At 35.1% G+C, this 248-nt stretch carries 1 rRNA gene; it reads left to right on the top strand.

Features of this window, described 5'->3' with window-relative positions:
- Window positions 1-84 (top strand): 5S ribosomal RNA (gene rrf, locus CD147_RS12655); the annotation flags it as partial.
- Window positions 85-248 lie beyond the last annotated feature (164 nt).

The raw sequence follows: 248 nt of genomic DNA, 5'->3' as shown, positions 1-248 counted from the left end.
TTCCCATGCCGAACACAGAAGTTAAGCTCCTTAGCGCCGATGGTAGTTGGATTTACGTTCCGCTAGAGTAGGACGTTGCCAGGCAACCACTTTGACCGTTAGGTCATTTTTTTGTGGCTAATCTATTCAAAAAATATTAAAAAGTTGTTGACTTTACAATCAATAGCGAGTATAATTATTTCTTGTGATAATAAAAATGAACATTGAAAACTGAATGACAATATGTCAACGTTAATTCCAATAAGTAA

The sequence above is a fragment of the Staphylococcus devriesei genome (assembly GCF_002902625.1).
In the GTDB taxonomy this organism is placed as follows: Bacteria; Bacillota; Bacilli; order Staphylococcales; family Staphylococcaceae; genus Staphylococcus; species Staphylococcus devriesei.
The sequence above is the reverse complement of the archived record's forward strand: the minus strand, read 5'-3'. Positions and strand labels throughout refer to the sequence as shown.